Origin of the sequence: Pleionea sp. CnH1-48 (genome assembly GCF_024124665.1) — a bacterium.
Taxonomy (GTDB): domain Bacteria; phylum Pseudomonadota; class Gammaproteobacteria; order Enterobacterales; family Kangiellaceae; genus JAMXSB01.
Genome location: NZ_JAMXSB010000013.1, coordinates 31802 through 46282 on the forward strand (window position 1 = coordinate 31802; position 14481 = coordinate 46282).

A 14481-nucleotide genomic window follows, 5' to 3' on the forward strand; every position below is an offset into this window, starting at 1 on the left:
TCTCGCCTTTTTAAAGCAGTTTTAGATAGCCTTCCATTGTTGTCTTTAAATCACCTTTAGCCACATTTAACGCCCACCGAATAATTTTTGCGGCCTCTTCTCGGCGATTTAACTTTTCTGTAATTAACTTAGCACAGGTAAAGCAGGCATCAGCTAAACCAGGATAATCAATATAGTGTTTCTTTAGATGGTTCATCAACGCGTAGCATAACTTAACATCATCTTTCTTCGATAAACTGCGAATCAATAAATGAATGATCTTGGGATGCTTGGGAACAAAACCAGAATCAACACCCTGTGCTTTCAAAAATACTTCTCGCATTTGAGGCAATGCATTACGTGTAGCCAGTGCATCTAAATGTTGTAACGCCAGAGAAGTATAAGATTTGGTTTTACCTTGCAGCTGATAAAGCTTGTACAGCAGATCGTAAGCTTGCTTATCTTGAACATCTTCTTCAATGGCTTGTCTTAACAAACTTTCGGCCTCAGCATAGCGACCTTCCTGTATGCATATTTCTGCCTCGGTCACGCCACCACTTTGCTCATTGAGTTCCTGCTGCTCATCCATAAGCTCACTGGTATGACGCCCATGAGAACGAATGTTTTGATGCAAACTATCGCGATGCACAGAAAAGTCCAGCTCGAAATGATATTGGTAAATGACATAACCAAACATTCTAAAAGTCACTAAGGACACATAAATCAAAAAGAATATCAGTAGAGGATCACTCACCAAACTGGACAAGTTGCTATCGATTAATTCAATGCCATAAAACAAACTGGTGTTGAGTAGTAATAGCAATAAAAAAAGAATCCAGTAACTGCCACCAATGGATAGCATTATATGAATAATTCGTAATGGATTAACAGCCCTTAGGATAGATCTGTCAATACATAAAATAATATTGGTCGCAGGATATCCCAAGATAAAGAAAATACCCGTAATGATGGCTAATACATTACTGTAGGCACTGATTTTCCATAACACGAGGCCCATGATCAGATACACAATCATGAGCTTTAAAAAAGCAGAGTTGGTATTAATGGCCGTTATTTTTTTCCATTCAACCACATCAAGATGTCCACTGGCGGTGTATTCCATCACTGCAAAGCCCACTTTGACCAGATATGCCAACCAAAGCAACTGTATGACAGGTGCAAACAAAAAGTCTGGAATGAGCATAAACAACACTGTCATAATAATATTGAAGGTTAACAGGGTTGTATGGAATGGATAGAAAAAGAAATGTCCTAGCTTAAACCAAAATGGCGTGATCACATCTCGAATGCCAAGCAGCTCTAAATCGTTACGGCACAGAGTACAACGTGGTGTATGATGCTTTTTGTTTTCTGGTACGCAACTCATGCAAAAAGGCACATCGCAGCGTCCACAGTACCAAGATGCAGAAGCATCAGGATGGTATTTACACTTCAAGTCTTCCATTTTGTTCCTTCTTAATTTAGCTAAGGCTTAGTCTGGCTTTGCCTTGTATTCTTACTAATAATAGAAAATATTTCGCCAACCATTCATCTATTTGGCAACAGAACAGGTGTCTTTTTTGGCAATCTCCATGCCACAATCTTCCCTTTACAGGGACCTTCATTTTTAAAAACCCAATCCCCCACCCGATTAAGCTGTGCTAAAAGCCTAATGATTTTGGGTGGGGAGAAGAACTGTCTTCTCTCTCGCTATTTATGGTGCTTTGGCTGCAAGCTCTACCAGTGCGTCGCCAGTCACACGTTGTATCGTCCACCCCTCCATGCCAGAAGCACCCATAGCACGATAAAACTCTATGGCAGGTGTATTCCAATCCAGCACCGACCACTCAAAACGACCACAACCTTGCTCTAGCGCGGTTTTCGCCAGATGAATAAGTAATGACTTACCAATTTTTAGTCCTCGGTATTTGGGATTAACAAATAAGTCTTCAAGGTACAATCCGGGCTTACCCAGAAACGTGGAGAAATTATAAAAATACAAAGCAAAACCCGCTGGCTCACCATCAGCTTCGGCAATCACCACATGTGCAACCGGATTATCGCCAAATAAGGTATTGCGCAGATCTGCCTCAGTCGCAACGACCTCATGAGACAATTTTTCATAGTCAGCAAGTTGCTGAATAAAACCCAGAATTAAAGCAACATCCTCAGACGTCGCTTTACGAATCGTTATTGAAGTATTCATGATTGTTTTACCACCCTATCAACTTGTTCAAAGGTTGTTACCATATTTTGGCTTGGTGTTTGCGTTTTGCTGGCAAAATAAGCAGCCAGGCTTGCGACGATAACACCGGGAATCATTTCATAGGTTTGCTTAAACACACCGCCCAGTTCTTCTTTGAAAGCAATCCAGAAAATAACCGTTAAGGCACCGCCTAGCATACCTGCTAAGGCACCGTTACGGGTCATTCCCTTCCATACCAGAGACATAACGATGACAGGACCAAAGGCAGCACCAAAACCCGCCCAGGCATTACTCACCAAACCCAGTACTTTGGAGTCTTTATCCGTAGCAATCATTACCGCAATCAACGCAATCACCAACACCGAACAACGACCAACCCAGACTAACTCTTTGTCTGAAGCATGACGTCGATAAAAGACGCGATAAAAATCTTCGGTAACCGCACTGGATGAAACCAACAATTGCGAATCAATGGTACTCATCACCGCAGCTAATATTGCAGCTAACAGAAAGCCCGCCACTAGCGGATGAAACAACACCTGGCTGGCAACAATAAAGACTTTCTCGCTGTCTGTAGACAAGAGCTCAAAAGCATCTTTGCCAACAAAATAACCGATAGCAAAATAGCCGACAGCTAAGGCACCAACCATACTGATCAACATCCAGCTCATTGCAATACGTCTGGCTTTATGGACATCAGCAACCGATTTTGCCGCCATAAAACGAGCCAGTAAATGAGGCTGTCCAAAATAACCCAACCCCCAGGCCATTAAGGAAAAGAAACTAATGGATAACAGATAGTCCGCAGCTGACTTACCCGCAAACCAGTCCATCTTTTTGGCATCCACTTGAGCAATCGTCTGGTTAATGGACTCAACACTTCCCATTTCCATCCACATGACAATAGGCGCGACCACTAAAGCCGTTACCATCAACAGTCCCTGAACCACATCCGTCCAGCTAACAGCCAAAAAGCCCCCAACAAAGGTATAACTTACAATAACCACAGCACCGACGATCAAAGCAACCTCATAGCCCATGCCAAAAGAAGCTTCAAACAATTTGGCCCCAGCCGTTAAACCCGATGCCACATAAACAGTAAAAAACACCAAGATAACAAGTGCAGAAATGACTCTTAGTAAGTTCGAGTTATCTTCAAAACGGTTAGTCAGATAATCTGACAAAGTAATCGCGTTACCCGCAGCTTCGGTATAAACCCGTAGACGAGGTGCAGTGATACGCCAGTTAAAGTAAGCACCAACAGCTAACCCTAAAGCGATCCAAACTTCGCTAAGTCCGGCAGCATAAATAGCACCTGGCAACCCTAATAGTAACCAACCACTCATATCCGTCGCACTGGCACTTAGTGCTGTAACGAGACTGCCCAGACGACGTCCACCAAGAATGTAGTCCGATAGATTTCGAGTTTGAAAATAAGCCCAGACACCAATGCCTATCATCCCCAACAAATATAAAACAAAGGTCACCAGTGTTGCAGTATTCATATTATTGTTATCTCCCCTTGTGCGACGGCGTTAAATGTTACGCAAAATAGTCGCTTAAAAACTCTTCAAATGTTTTATTATCGTTTTGTTCTATTTCTCGTTGTTTTTGCAACGACACTTTCGCTTCTTGTTCAAACTTTGTATGTTTCTCATCATCTAAAGGACGTTGATTAAAATACTCTGAGTGTTGTTTAGAAAGCTCCATCGCGAATGGAAAGAATCCATCCTGGCGTTGTTCAATTAAATTGACGATTTGCCCAGAAAGTGATTTTTCTGGTTGATCAATCAGGGCATGTTGTTGCTGAACCGACGAAGAAAAAGCCGATGTTTCGTAAGCTTTATCCAGTAACTCAGCAACCTCTTGCAGCTGCTCAAACAGCTCATGGGCAAAATGCTTTAATTCAACTTCAGAGTTCTGCATTAACAAATGAACACCCGGCAAACGTCCACGCTTAACAACACGCGTTAAATTTTCTTCCAGTTCGGCTTCCTCACGCTCGGTAATACAAGGCGAAGGTTTGATTAAACAAAGTAGCAACAAGACATCAATAAAGTGCAAGGTATCTTGAGTGACTCCCAGTGGATCAAATGGATTCAGATCCAGAGAACGAACTTCAATGTACTCAATCCCTCCTTCGCTCAGTGCTCGTGTCGGTCGAACTCCCGACTGACTCGCACGCTTGGGCCGAATATTGGCATAAAACTCGTTCTCAATTTGCAGCAGGTTGGCATTAAGTTGTCGGTATTCTCCATCAACCAAAACACCGATTTGTTGGTAGTAAGGATCTTCGGTGCGAATCGCCTGATCAAGTCCCTGAACATACTCTTCTAACGAGTTATAGCTAACTTTCAGGCATTGCTGGATATTGTTTTGATAACCCAGGTCACTCATGCGCAAAGAAGTAGCAAAACGCCCGTAACGAGTACCAGGCACTAGCAAGTCCAGATGGGAAGGACGACCTTGTAAGAAAGACTCACATAAAGCTGGGGACGCACCAAACAGCAAAGGAATTAACCACCCATGACGGCGGAAGTTGCGGATCAACCCCATATAACGGTGAGACTTAAAGTCCTTCAAATCCATGGTTTGATCTGACGCCTGCCACAAACTCTCCCACAACGCCTCGGGGAAAGAAAAATTATAGTGCACACCGGCAATGGTTTGCATAAAGCGTCCATAGCGATTGCCCAGGCCCATACGATACACCGTCTTCATCTGAGCGCTGTTAGACGAACCATATTGTGCCAATGGAATAGACGCTTCATCTCCCATCACACAGGGCATACTAGAACCCCACAGGGTCTCACCATCCAAATGCTGATGCACATAGCGGTGCACATCATCCAGACAAGATAAAGTTGCCGATAAATCGGTGGTAGGTGGCGTGATAAATTCCAGTAAGGCTTCGGAGTAATCCGTAGTAATAAATTGGTGTGTTAATGCCGATCCGAACGCCTCGGGATGCCTCTTTTGAGATATGCATCCTTCATCAGTGATTCGAAGGCTTTCTTTCTCTAATCCTCGTAAAATCCCATTTAGTTGTGAGGCAGCATCCTGCGACCAAAATGAAGATTCGTGTGGCAGCGAAAAGTTAATCGACATTCATTCTTTTTCCCAACATTTTAATGCCCGTAACTATGCCATAGGCGAGGTTGGGATACCAGTTTGACCAGATAAAGCCGCAGTGGCAAAAATGACCATTTTCGCAGCAAACAAGTGCTTTTTGCACAAATAACACTCACTTTTATCGACAGAAGGAAAGTGCTCTGAGATAAACCCGTTGATATACTAAGATCTGAACCCAAAAACCTATACAGCACATAGTATTATGTGATCAGATTGCCAACCAAATCAGAGGATTTATGCCAAACGATACTCAATTAATCAACCTCCTTGAGCAGGCGGGTAAATATCATCCTCACTATGGCGACAGGTTAGCCACACACTTACCCATGGTACTATTAGCGTTGCATCGCTTAGGGGCAACGGATGAGCGGCTGCAATCAATCTTTGATAAAAGTATAAAAGGGCTTGCCCTTGTCGACGAGAAAGAAGCTGACTTTGTTATTGAGTCACTTAATAAACACTTAAGCAGAAGTGGTGCTTACACGAACTATTTGAAGTACTACAAGCAACAAATCAACAGCCTTGGATTCGAAGCGGTATTAAGACAATCTCTACCTATTTTGCTGCCAGGTATCGCCGCTTCCGCTTTTCATGCGTTAATTCGATTAGCCTATGCCATTGATGCTGGTAACGAGGGCGAAATGGCTATTGCTCTGGCTTACTGGAGTGCTGAATTTCAACCTTTTGAACTTTGCAACGACAAAACCGAAGAAACTTTAGAAGACATTCTAATCAGACTGGCTCCCATAGGGGTTAAGCACTCATTCTCTCCGGGTATTATCATCGATAGAATGAACGAAGTGGGTAACCTTTTAAAACAAGATGCTGTCGTTTTTCAACCACAAGACATTACGTTTGCCTCACTTAGAAAATTATGTCTTAAAGCATTTTATCTGCAAAACGATTTTACACTATTGCACACGGTGACAGGTTGTCATGCCTTTTCAACAATACTGCAATATATCGACGATGAATCGTTAGCACTAAGGGAACTATGGAAAGCAATAGTCGTTGCTTATCTAAGTACGGGGTTACCGTTTGATAATAAAGAAGTAGAGCCCGAAGTACAGGACTGCGACTTCGACTCCATTATAAAAAAAGCACTGGCTTCAACGGACTCTCACCAGATCAAGTTGGTTTATTCATGCTTATCAGAGTACTCCAAGTATGGAGATTCATTATATTACTTAATCGCTAGAAGAGCGGTGAAGATTGATGAAGAGTGATTAAGTCATCGCTCAGTTCGAAAGCTTAGCATCATAAAATTCTGAAGGAGCACAACCATACTGAACTTTAAAGCACTTGGTAAAATAACTGTGTGATGAAAAACCAACTTCTAGTGCAACTCGACTAGCACTTTGACCTTGGGATAAAGCTAGACGAGACTTTTCTAATCTATAGTTTCGCAAATACTCTCGGGGAGTCATATCAGAAATCGCTTTGAGCTTACGAAATAGCTGGCGACTACTCATAGAAAGCTTCTCAGATATTTGTGGGATCGTTAGCTCAGGATCTCCATGCATAACTTCTAGTGCCTGATTTAACCTATCAATAAACTGTTGATGCTTATCTTCTATTATTAGCTGACTAGACTCACTGATAGCTCCTTGCGTATTAAGCTCTTGAGCAAACCGCCTTCTTAACAGCTGCCGAATACCTAATAAATTACTGACCCGCAATTGCAGCTCTTCTATATCAAAAGGCTTAGTCAAATACTCATCGACCTGATCTTTAAGTCCCTCTAATTTTGTATGACGGTCGCTTTTTGCGGTCAATAAAATAATAGGAATATGATCCGTTGAATCTCTGCTGCGGAGCGCTCGTGTAAGCTCTAGCCCAGTCATAATAGGCATCACTAAATCACTAATGATCAAGTCAGGGATTTCGTCGATGGCTTTTTCTAACCCTTGCTGACCATCAGCGGCAACCATCACTCGATATTGCTCACTTAAACAGTCAGAAACATAAGCCAACATATCCTGATTGTCTTCCACAATTAAAATAAGTGGTTGAGCGTTATCGGCACTTAACGGTTCATCCCAAGCAACGTGTTTATTTAAGATGGAATGGCCACGATCGATGCTCATTTTCTCTGTGGCAATAGCTCCAGTATTTGACTCATAAGCCTCACTAGTCGCCTGCTCGCCAATAATCGGAAGGTATACATTAAACTCAGAGCCTTGCTCGGGTTGGCTATCCACTTCGATAGTACCATTATGTGCAGCCACGAGTTCTTTTACTAACGCCAAACCAATACCAGCACCAGGTATATTCTCTTGACTACAAGATGATATACGGTGAAAACGGTCAAAGATCCTTGGTAACTTTTCTGCAGCAATTCCCATCCCCGTATCGCATACCTGCAAATGAAACTGTCCAGAGAGAGTACGAAAACTGCACACGGTGATCTGCCCGCCTTTGGGAGTATATTTGATAGCATTTGAAATAAGATTCAGAAGTATTTTTTCTAGGGCATCAGGCACTAACAAAAAACTTACTGGTTCCAGGTGAAGAACCTGTAATGTCACTTGCTTCTCTTGTGCTAAGTCATAAAAAGCTTCGGTGGTAACTCGTGTCAGTTTTTGAGTGTCATAAACTCTTTTTTCATCAACCGCTTTAACTCTAAAGCTTTCCATATTCAATAACTGCTCTACCATCCTCAACAATCGATAGCCGTTTCTTTGTACTACTTCTAGCTTGTTTTTTTGTCGGTGCGTAATACTTGGCTGAGTATTTACAAAAGCATGGGATTTAAAGTGAGTTAATAGTTGTTCTGTTTGACCCAATATCAAAGTTAACGGTGTCCGAAATTCATGAGAAACATTAGCCAACTCGGCATTCTTTTGAGTGAGCAGTTGCTCTACTTTGCTTTTTTCTTCAGACAGCTCTTGTGTCCTCATTCGTACGGCTATCTCTAATTGTTTAGACCGCTTTTCAAGAGAGTGAGTTCGAAACTTGACAATAGCAATAAAAGTGACCGCCGCCAGTAGAATATAAAGACAATATGCCCATGTCGTGAGCCAAAAAGGAGGAGCAATATGGATAGACAAAAGATGAACATCATTCAACCAGGACGCATCCACTCCTTTAGTCTTTACACGAAACTGATAGTCTCCAGGAGCGACATTGCGATACCTTACTCGGCGTTGTTCGGCATTGACGACAGTCCAGTCTTTATCCCAAGGCTCTAATTTATAAGCATAATGAAGTTGATTGGCGTTATGAAAACTTAAGTTAGAAAACTCCATCCCAAATGCATTATTTTTGTAGCTTAAATCAAGCTCACTCATTTGATGAACAGGCTTACTCAATGACAAGCCATTATAAGAAGTTTCCGGGTTCATCCGCATATTGGCTAAATAAAATGCCGTCAACTTGGCATTTTTGTTCGAGTGGTTACGCTTAATAAGGTTTGGAGAGAATTGAATAAAACCATCTTTCCCTGTAAAGAAAACATCACCACTATCAGCCCTGAATGCGCCTTGATTAAAAGCACCCTCAGAGAAACCGTCAACGGACGAAAATACTATGATGTCATCCGTTACAGGATTTAACTTAACTAAGTTTTTCCCTCCAGATAACCAAATATTCCCCTGATGATCCTCAAGGATACCCGCGAACTTTTCTATTACTGGCAGCTTGTTACTATCTCGGTAAGCCTTAATAAGCTTTCCTTCTTCGGAGAACCGAAACAAGCCGAGATCATCAAACCCAATCCATAAGGTTTCCTGACGATCCTTAAATATTATATTGCTAGGGTTCTTAACAAAGTCAAAACCCGGCCACTGTACCGGAACTAGTTTCTGGTCTGTATTTAACATCAATAAACCTCTCCAGCTAGAAATCAAAACTCGCCCGCTAGAGAACTGAAATGTCTTAGCATAGACATTACTTTTATTTTTTAACCCTTGAGAGACTAATTGAGAAGCTTGTCCGGACTCTAGATTATAACGATAAAACCCACTATAAGCTGCGAGATAAACATCCTTTTTGCTATCATGAGAGATATCAAAAATGCCACTGACCTTATCTTTAAAAATATTATGAGACTCTACCTTAAGGCTTGATTGATTCAGGACATCAACACCTCTTGTGGTCAACACATAAAGCAACTCACTTATATAAGGATTAGGGATCAATCCAACAATTTCTGAACCTGAAATATGCGCTTTTAGATGAAGACTTTTTTGTCCTTCATGAGAATTAAATTCTTCACATTGACCATTCTGTAAATCAACCCGATAAAGTCCGTTGGATGTGCCAAGCCAAAATACCGAGTCACTACCAACAAAAATGTGAGCCACCTCAGACGTTGCCAGGCAAGACAAGCTTTGTTCATGCATGGAAAACCAACGAAACTGACGAGAAGAAGGATTAAAAAGAGCTAACCCTGCACGGGACTTGCTTACCCATACCATTCCATCCTTATCAGAAAAAACAGACAACATCTTTTGGCCAGCAAATGCCTGATAGTCTTGCTGCTCGCTTTCGCTGACAAAATGCAAACCATTCTGAAAGGTCGCAACCCATAATCCCTCGGCACCTTCTTCGGTCACAGACATAATATATTTATCGGACAACTGCGGAAACTGCCGAACCAGTCGGCGATGCTCTTCATCGATTTCAAAGAGGCCCTGATCGGTTCCCGCTAACAAGGTGCCATTATGCCGTCGATACAATACTTGAACTTTAAGTTGATGACTTAGCTCAGGCTCAAAAAACTCATAAGTGCCAGTTTTATGGCTTCTTACAATCAGCCCTTTTAACGTACCAATCAGCTCATCACCATCTTCTAGTCGAACCATCGAGCGCACTTTCGGCACATCACCTAAACCTAGCTGTTGATGCTCATAAGCGACAACACGATCAAACCCCGAACTTAAAGTGATAATGCCCTCATTAGTAGCAAGTTTAATCTGGTTGTTTGTCGTTTTAAAAAAAGCATAAATTTCAAAGTCCGACAGTGACAGCGCTTCTGTAACCTTAAGATTAACTCGATCGATACTTTGCTTGGATAAGTTAACAATACCTAACCCACCATAAGCTCCGACCCAAAGCTTACCATCGTCTGCTCTGTACAAAGCTCGAACATAGTTAAGCTCTCTATTTTTAAAAGTATATTGACTATGGAATGCTAAAAACTCGTAACCATCATATCGATAAACACCATTGGTTGTTCCCAACCATACAAAACCGTCAGAATCTTGCTCCATTGTCCAGATAGCATTTTCTGGTAAGCCTTCGTTCTGCGAAAGCTCTCGAAATTTCAATATAGGCTGAATGGCAAAACTTTGTGTAACCCAAAACAAAAATAAAAACCACAGACAATGCCACTTGATATCAAACAAACCCCAGTCCTTAATTACCTTTGCTCTTCGTACTCAAAGAACTTTGTTATTGGAAAGTCGCAGCTCATACTAACGACTCACCTTTAAAACTGTCTATCACTCAATGGACAGAAGCTGGCAATGATTGGACATAAACAACGAACAAAGTCACAGGCCACGCAACAAAGCCTGCCTAACCCACTGAAATAAAAAGAAAAACAAGCCTAACACGAAAGTAACAATAAATGGTCCTCTAAGTATCACTATCCGTCTTATCAGTGCTAATTGTGCTTCCTAAAAATATCTCATACTACTTGGCACAACCACGACTAAAACACGGAGCGAGTACTATGAAAGCTAACTGCCAAAGTATTTTCGGTGCATTGAAACTGCTTGGAACAACGCTGATATCCATGACAGCAATGGCGGAAGTCACAACGATTGCCACTTTACCCAATAGCTATAACGACGCGATCAACTTTAATAGAAACGGCAACCTATACATTTCTAATATTGGCGAGTTCGATCAAAACGGCCAACTCACAGGCACAGAAATTTACAAAGTCCGGCAAGATGGGACCGTAACGATTGGGTTAGGAGATCTGAGCGGTCCTATTGGCAATACCTTTGATTCCCGAGGCAACTTTTATATTGCGAGCCTAAACAACGGCAATATTTTTAAACGTAGCCGTTTAGGTCATCTAGAACAATTATCAACCATACCCGCTAGTGTTGGCGGTGGCATGGCTTATCATCCCAAAAGAGGTCTATTAGTGACCAGCTGCTTTGACGGTGGCATCTATCAAATCGATCGCTATGGCAGCGCCACGGTATTTAGCGACGATCCGTTATTGGCTGCCTGCCCTATCGGCATCACATTTGACCGTCAGGGTAATATGTATGTGGGCAACTACTCCGATGGCAGAATCATCAAGTTTGATAAAGATGGAAACATCAGCGTACTCGCTACACTCGACATTGCTGGCAACAACATCGGCTATCTGGTTTTCGCCGCTGGCCATCTTTATACCACCAGCTTAGCCACCAACAAGATCTACAAAGTAACACTGGAAGGAGAAGTTTCTGAGTTTGCAGGTAGCGGTGGCTTTGGAAACCAAGATGGAGCCAACGAAGAAGCGACCTTTGGACTGCCTAATGGCATCACGACAGACCGAAATCATAGCGCGATCTATATCACTGAATATTTTTCTCCCCATGTTCGAAAAATAACGATTAATCAAGCAACACCTTCTTCATCCCCCTCCTCTAACTCAAATCATCAATAAGGAGCAATATAATGAAACTTAAATACGCTTTAATTCCATTGTGCTTTCAATTTGTCGCCTTCGCCGTCGATGCGGCTCCCGTCAGCAAACACAGTCAATTAGCTAACGATAACTGCCACTTAAATAAAACCCAATCGAGCACTAATCCCAATATCCTCTGCGGAGGCGGATCAGGCGGTGGTTCAGGAGGCAGTGGAGGTGCAACAACACCAGCCACCTACTATGCCAATAACATTCGTGTACGTTGTGAAAGCATTCATGGAGCGGACGAAAGATGCCAACTGCCCAGAGTCGCCAGTCACTACGTCTTTGGAACCATCAATATCCACTCTCAGGACAGCTGTTTTTCTAATGCTGGAGCGGATTATGGCATCGTTTCAGGACAACACATTAACGTAGGTAAATATTGCCGGGCCACTTTCCCCATTGTTCTCCATAACACCGCAAAACTGGCCGACCTAAGTTGCTCTAGCGAACACTACAACTACAAAACCTGCACGTTTAACGTAAAACCTTTTAACAATGGAAACTCCAATGTTCCTGTCTGGATACGATATCGTCACTCAGATAGCTGGTGTAAAAAAGGAACGGACTGGGGCGTGTTAAGTGGAACCAGCAGTAACCAAGTAAAACTGTGGGTCGATAATGGATGCCGGGCAACCTTTACGGTACATGCGAACTAAACTTTACTTGGTATTTAGAATATAAAGGGAAGTCGAAATAACATCATTACGACTTCCCTTTCAATAATACAGCTCGTAGGGAGACCAGTATTCCCTGCGCAGGCTGCTGGTTAAAATGACTACTTTTAAACCTTAACTATATATCTACTTCCGACTATCTTTCCTGTAGTGCTTCGTATTCTGACTCATATTTTCTCACTAATTCTAAATATTCTTTTCCTAATATTACGATCTCACCTCTTACTCCACCTTCCCCTAGGAAATTACAAAAGAAGCTAAATACTAGCTCATCAGAGAACCGATTCATTTCAGTACAATTGAGCAAGTACACTCCTGTGATGTCCGTATATAGATCATGCAATACTGACTCTGAGAAAAAAACAGTCGGAGTGTCTCCGACTACTTCCAAAGAAACCTTGAGAAATAAAGATGAATTTTCACTGTCTCTAATCTTCAAATTCTCACACTCACTCAACGCACTTTTAAGGTCACTTAAAAAAGTTCCAGCACTTTTCTTATTATGTGATAACTTGCCATCTTCTATTAGCTCGTCGATATGTTCAAATACCATTTTATCTCCTTTCAAAAAACTCTAATCAAAAAGGCCCAAATCTGATTCTTTCTTGAATCCACAGAGAGATAGGTCAACTTTACCTACTTTTTCTTTACCAGTACCTTCAGACTTCATAATCTGCAGTTTCATTATTCCTTTTAACAAAGCTCCAATTACCCCCTACTCCCTCTACTTCACTTGATGCGACTGGCATCAACTAAATATAAAATACGTACATTAGGATTTTCCCCATAAGCTTCTGATTGAGTAAAAAACTGCTCAGGCAACTCTAGTGTATAAATTGCATTAATGAGTTTTGTTAACTCAAGGCGAGGTTGTTCTTGGTGGTAGTTCGTTAGTTCTAATCGGCAAATGCTTGTTCGACAGTCAATATTCTTTAATAGAGCACCTGTTTTTTGGGGCCATGGCTTATCAAACAATGACGAGTATTTTTTCGTTTGTGCTAAACGCCACTCTTTATCAACTTGTTCCTTATAAAACAGCTTACGAGCATCCTTCAAATAGTCTGGCGCAAAACTACTTTTTTTAGAGGAAGCGGCTTGAGCGTTTGTTGTTGCATCAGCTTGATGACTCCAAACAAGGCCTCCTGCCATCAGAAGTACACCAGCACAAACGACCTTAAAAGTTTTCATAAGTATCCTTTAAGTTTTCTTGTTAAATTGCACTAAGGGTTTCTTTCTGTATCAATTAAGTAGATGACTCGAGTATTAGGATCATCTGCAACCGCTTCAATATGGAAAACATTAGCTTCTGACCAGTCAACGGAATACAAGGTTTCCATTGTCAGTTGAATATCTAAAGCATTCTGTTCTGAATCATAATTACTTAGCTCCAACCGACACATACTTGATTTGCACTCCGAAGACTGAAGTAATATTCCAGCCTCTTGTGCTGTGTGACTATCGAAGAGTTGTACAATTTTTTCTCGCTGACTATGGCTCCAATCAAAATCAATCGATTGTGTAGCATAGCGCTCTGAGTGGCTTGCCTTCTCTGGTAACTTAGAAGGAACTTTAGCTTTATTAGTTTTTACCGTTTTTTCTATAGAAGTTTGCGAACGATGCTCTACAGTTGGTTCATCGACAACATCTTTCGTTGTTGCTTCTGCATTTAAAGGCAAAGTGTGTTTTGTGTTGGTGTTTTCAGAGTCAGATGTTGGTGTTACTGGCTCAACACCTCGGCCTTGCTGTCCTAAGTAAATCCCTGCTACAAACACCACCAGAACGAAAGCGATATATCCCAATTTATTCATTTTATAATTCTCAAAAACGGCGCGAGTTCACACATCACGCTG

Annotated in this window: 11 protein-coding genes; 3 read left to right on the forward strand and 8 right to left on the reverse strand. The window is 41.8% G+C overall.

Annotated elements, in window-relative coordinates; all coding sequences use genetic code 11:
• Positions 1-10 precede the first annotated feature (10 nt).
• The 4 genes from NH399_RS19095 to gshA all read right to left on the reverse strand — a co-directional run bounded on the left by NH399_RS19095 (position 11) and on the right by gshA (position 5293).
• Positions 11-1444, reverse strand: a complete 1434-nt coding sequence (locus NH399_RS19095) for a B-box zinc finger protein (protein WP_253042788.1) — start codon at positions 1442-1444, stop codon at positions 11-13.
• A 249-nt stretch (positions 1445-1693) separates the two neighbouring features.
• Positions 1694-2185 (reverse strand): GNAT family N-acetyltransferase, encoded by a 492-nt coding sequence (locus tag NH399_RS19100; RefSeq protein ID WP_253042789.1) that lies wholly within the window; start codon positions 2183-2185, stop codon positions 1694-1696.
• The gene (gene putP, locus NH399_RS19105; RefSeq protein WP_253042790.1) at positions 2182-3690 is read right to left on the reverse strand and encodes a sodium/proline symporter PutP; all 1509 of its coding nucleotides are present in this window, start codon (positions 3688-3690) and stop codon (positions 2182-2184) included. Before putP ends, NH399_RS19100 begins: the two co-directional genes overlap by 4 nt.
• A gap of 37 nt (positions 3691-3727) precedes the next feature.
• The gene (gshA, locus tag NH399_RS19110) at positions 3728-5293 is read right to left on the reverse strand and encodes a glutamate--cysteine ligase (protein ID WP_253042791.1); all 1566 of its coding nucleotides are present in this window, start codon (positions 5291-5293) and stop codon (positions 3728-3730) included.
• Between the two features lie 260 nt (positions 5294-5553).
• On the opposite strand from gshA, the gene NH399_RS19115 reads away from it, so the two are divergent.
• Complete coding sequence (locus NH399_RS19115; protein ID WP_253042792.1) at positions 5554-6543, forward strand: questin oxidase family protein; 990 nt, start codon at positions 5554-5556, stop codon at positions 6541-6543.
• Positions 6544-6555: 12 nt separating this feature from the next.
• On the opposite strand, the gene NH399_RS19120 is transcribed toward NH399_RS19115, so the two are convergent.
• Entirely contained in the window at positions 6556-10665 is a 4110-nt protein-coding gene (locus NH399_RS19120) for an ATP-binding protein (RefSeq protein WP_253042793.1), read from the reverse strand.
• Positions 10666-10994: 329 nt separating this feature from the next.
• Between NH399_RS19120 and NH399_RS19125 the strand changes: the two genes are divergently transcribed.
• Positions 10995-11930: a hypothetical protein gene (locus NH399_RS19125; protein ID WP_253042794.1), complete on the forward strand. Its 936-nt coding sequence runs from the start codon at positions 10995-10997 to the stop codon at positions 11928-11930.
• A gap of 11 nt (positions 11931-11941) precedes the next feature.
• Positions 11942-12613 carry a DUF3011 domain-containing protein gene (locus tag NH399_RS19130; protein ID WP_253042795.1) on the forward strand — a complete coding sequence of 224 codons (672 nt, stop codon included), beginning with the start codon at positions 11942-11944 and terminating at the stop codon, positions 12611-12613.
• Between the two features lie 154 nt (positions 12614-12767).
• Here the strand turns inward: NH399_RS19130 and NH399_RS19135 are convergent, their stop codons facing one another.
• The 3 genes from NH399_RS19135 to NH399_RS19145 form a co-directional block, all read right to left on the reverse strand.
• Positions 12768-13184 carry a hypothetical protein gene (locus NH399_RS19135; protein WP_253042796.1) on the reverse strand — a complete coding sequence of 139 codons (417 nt, stop codon included), beginning with the start codon at positions 13182-13184 and terminating at the stop codon, positions 12768-12770.
• A 176-nt stretch (positions 13185-13360) separates the two neighbouring features.
• Complete coding sequence (locus NH399_RS19140) at positions 13361-13819, reverse strand: hypothetical protein (protein WP_253042797.1); 459 nt, start codon at positions 13817-13819, stop codon at positions 13361-13363.
• Positions 13820-13851: 32 nt separating this feature from the next.
• A complete protein-coding gene (locus NH399_RS19145) occupies positions 13852-14439 on the reverse strand; it encodes a hypothetical protein (protein WP_253042798.1) in 588 nt (195 codons plus the stop codon).
• Between the last annotated feature and the right edge of the window lie 42 nt (positions 14440-14481).